At 36.8% G+C, this 4,138-nt stretch carries 1 protein-coding gene and 1 pseudogene; one reads left to right on the plus strand and one right to left on the minus strand.

The window, feature by feature from the left end:
- The first annotated feature begins 388 nt into the window (after positions 1-388).
- Positions 389-2,206: a glutamine--fructose-6-phosphate transaminase (isomerizing) gene (gene glmS, locus RWZ99_RS08925; protein ID WP_314678211.1), complete on the plus strand. Its 1,818-nt coding sequence runs from the start codon at positions 389-391 to the stop codon at positions 2,204-2,206.
- Positions 2,207-2,551: 345 nt separating this feature from the next.
- Here the strand turns inward: glmS and RWZ99_RS08930 are convergent.
- Positions 2,552-3,801: pseudogene (locus tag RWZ99_RS08930) on the minus strand (ISL3 family transposase).
- Positions 3,802-4,138: the final 337 nt, after the last annotated feature.

Here is a 4,138-nt window from a genome sequence, read left to right on the forward strand (position 1 = left end):
ATTATAGTTCTTATGGGACTTTTTGTGTAGTCTCAAAAAGCTCTATAATCTCTACAGTGGTTTTACAAATCACAGAAATAAAAAAATCTGAATTATTAGCGAAATTTTGTTCTTTAAAGGAAAATAGAGTTTAATTGGAAGTGGTATAACAAATTTCGTTTTTATTCATTTAAATAGTTGTTAAGAAAAATTGATTTAGATTATCTGATAATAAGTTTTTACTTGACAAATTGAAGATAGTCATCTTTTAGGACTATACCAATTTAATTGTTGACAACTAATAAAACTAGGTATATAATAACTTTGTTCGGTTCAATAATAGGATATTGAACTATACCAATTTTTAGGAAAGGAATAGTAATTTAAAAGTTGCTACAGGTAATAATTAATGTGTGGAATTGTTGGAGTTGTTGGAAATAGTAATGCAGCGGATATCTTAATACAGGGTCTCGAAAAGTTAGAGTATCGCGGTTATGACTCAGCAGGTATTTATGTGACTGATGCCCCAGATAAAGGTTGTCTAGTTAAATCAGTTGGTCGTATTGCAGATCTTCGTGCTAAAATTAGCTCCGATGTTAAGGGATCAACTGGTATTGGTCACACGCGTTGGGCAACACATGGTCAAGCAACTGAGGATAATGCTCACCCACATACTTCGGAAACAGGGCGCTTCGTTTTAGTTCATAACGGAGTTATTGAAAACTATCTCCAAATTAAAGAAGAATACTTGCAAGGACACAAATTTAAAGGTCAGACAGATACTGAGATTGCAGTTCACTTGATTGGTAAATTCGTTGACGAAGATGGATTATCAGTTCTTGAAGCCTTAAAAAAATCTCTTCATATTATCCAAGGGTCATATGCGTTTGCTCTTGTTGACTCTCAAGCACCAGATACGATTTATGTTGCCAAAAACAAATCTCCACTTTTGATTGGTGTTGGTGAAGGTTACAACATGGTTTGTTCAGATGCCATGGCTATGATTCGTGAAACTAGTCAATTTATGGAAATTCACGATAAAGAGTTGGTTGTTCTGACCAAAGATGCTATCACAGTTACCGATTATGAAGGAAATGCTATTGAACGCGGTACTTATACAGCTGAACTTGATCTTTCTGATATTGGTAAAGGAACTTATCCTTACTATATGTTGAAAGAAATTGATGAGCAACCTACTGTAATGCGTAAATTGATTTCTACCTATGCAGATGATGAAGGAAATATCACTGTTGATCCAGCTATTGTCAAGTCAGTACAAGAAGCAGATCGTGTTTACATCTTAGCAGCTGGGACTTCATATAATGCTGGTTTTGCGTCAAAAGCTATGTTTGAAAAATTGACAGATACACCAGTTGAAATAGGTGTTGCATCTGAGTGGGGTTACAACATGCCACTTTTGAGCAAAAAACCAATGTTTGTTTTGCTTAGTCAATCAGGTGAAACAGCGGATAGCCGTCAAGTTTTGGTGAAAGCTAACGAAATGGGAATCCCTAGTTTGACTGTTACCAATGTACCTGGTTCTACGCTTTCTCGTGAAGCAACATATACGATGCTTTTACATGCAGGGCCTGAAATTGCTGTAGCTTCTACAAAAGCTTATACTGCTCAGATTGCGGCTCTAGCTTTCCTTGCGAAAGCTGTTGGTGAAGCAAATGGCAAGAAAGAAGCACTTGAGTTTGATTTAGTGCATGAGTTATCAATTGTTGCTCAGTCAATTGAAGCGACTCTCTCTGAAAAAGATATGATTTCTGAGAAAGTTGAGAACTTGTTGGCTACAACTCGTAATGCTTTCTACATTGGTCGAGGAAATGATTATTATGTAGCTATGGAAGCATCATTGAAGTTGAAAGAAATCTCTTATATTCAATGTGAAGGCTTTGCTGCGGGTGAGTTGAAACACGGTACAATTTCATTGATTGAAGATGGTACTCCAGTTTTAGGATTAATTTCTGCAAGTGAAGTTGTGGCTGCTCATACTCGTGGTAATATTCAGGAAGTTGCTGCTCGTGGAGCTAATGTTTTAACAGTCGTTGAGGAAAAATTAGCTAAAGCTGATGATGATATTATTGTCAATCAAGTACATCCATTCTTATCACCGATCTCAATGGTTATTCCAACTCAGTTGATTGCTTACTATGCTTCTCTACAACGGGGTCTTGACGTGGATAAACCACGAAACCTTGCAAAAGCAGTAACAGTTGAGTAAGTTAGTTTCCGCATTCTAAATTTTATTAGCTCTTTTTTATCATTTATCAAGTCTATCAAAGCTTTAAGTTAAAAATGAGATAAGACAGTACTATTCTGAGTTTATTGTCTTAGTTTTAACAATTTTTGAGCCATAAAAAGGCATGCTAAAAAATACCTTTCCTGGTATTTTTGAATCAAGGTTTCTTGCCAGTTTGTCAAGTGACGTATAGCGCTATACTACAATTTTACAAGACCCCACTACTTTAACCTAACGAAAAAGTAGTGAGTACTCTCTGGTTGGAGATTTTCTCACTACTCATCTTAGTATGTTTGTCAACTGTAGTGTGTGACGAAAAGCCAACATCTAGAGAGGACCAGATAGGTCTTCTCTTTTTGTATGTTCAGAGTGATGAAAACACGCTTTCTAAAGTTGATAAAATTTCTAAAACCAAAGCCCAACCGTTTGATGTCTTTAATCAACTTGTTAGTTGCTTCGAGTTTCGCGTTTGAATAGTCTGTTTCTAGCGCATTCTTGATGTATTGTTTGTGTCTAAGAAAGGTCCTAAAGACCGTTTGAAAGTAGTGATTGACCTTGCTCATGTTCTCCTCTATTAACTCAAAGAACTCATCTACTCTCTTCTCCTGAAAGTGAAAAAGCAAAAGCTGATAGAGGTTATAATAATTAGCGAGTTCCTCTGAGAAATTCAATGTCTTCTCAACAACTTCATGTGGTGCTAAAGTTTGGCGGAAAGTCTTTGAATAAAAAGAGTTGAGAGATAGTTTACGGCTGTCCTTTTGGAAGAGTCGCCAGTGATTTTTCAAGGCTCGGTAGGGGAGTGATTTCTTATCAAACTAGTTCATAATGGCAATTCTTGTCTTTAAAAAGGCTCGACCAAGGTGCTGGATGATGTGGAAACGATCAATAATGATTTCGGCGTTTGGGAAAAGTCTGTGAGCTAGTGGGATATAGGCTCCTGACATATCCATTGTAATAAACTGTACCTTTTGTCGAACTTTCAATGGGTACTTCAAAAAGTGGTTTCGAATCGTGTTTTGACGGCGATTATCAAGGATGGTTATGAGTTTGTTGGTCTCATAGTTTTGCGCCACAAAAGCGAGTTCACCTTTCTTGACCCCAAACTCATCCCAAGACATAACAGCTGGGAGCTTGTCATAATGCTCCTTGAAAGTAAACTGGTCAAGCTTACGATAGACAGTGGATGTCGACACACGAAGTCTTCTGGCAATATCTGTTAGGGATACCTTCTCAGTTAGAAGTTGTGCAACCTTTTGTCGGACTAGATTTGAAATTTGGTGGTTTTTCTCAACGATTGATGTCTTAGCTACCGTGACTCTCCTACAATTTTTACACTGGAAGCGACGTTTCTTCAGACGTAGTAGTGTTGAAGTTCCCGCTTGCTCGAGCAGAGGGATTTTAGAAGGCTTTTGAAAGTCGTACTTGATCATCTTTCCATGGCAATGAGGACATGATGGTGCAGGGTAATCAAGTTTTGCTTGAATCTCGATATGAGTGTTAGTTTCAAAAACAAGTGAAATCTTGATATTTTGGTCTTTAATTCCGATTAATTCTGTGGTATTCTTAATAAGTCTCATAAGTTCTCCCTAATGATGGTTTGGTTGCTTTTCATTATAGTTCTTATGGGACTTTTTGTGTACACTTAAAAAGCTCTATAATCTCTACAGTGGTTTTACCCACTACAGAAATTATAGAGCCGCTCTTTATGTTTTCTAACTAATTTAACAAGGTATAGAAATATTGATGTGGCTATTCACATTTTACTAACGGCAGTCAAAGTGCTATAATGTAAGGGATTGTGAATTTAGCGAGTTCTGCTATTTTCAAAAAAGAAAAAAATAAATCAGAGATGCTAGAGTATCTCTTAGAAGAGGTGAATCCCATGGGACGTAAATGGGCTAATATCGTTGCTAA

The organism is uncultured Streptococcus sp. (assembly GCF_963545685.1).
Taxonomy (GTDB): Bacteria; Bacillota; Bacilli; order Lactobacillales; family Streptococcaceae; genus Streptococcus.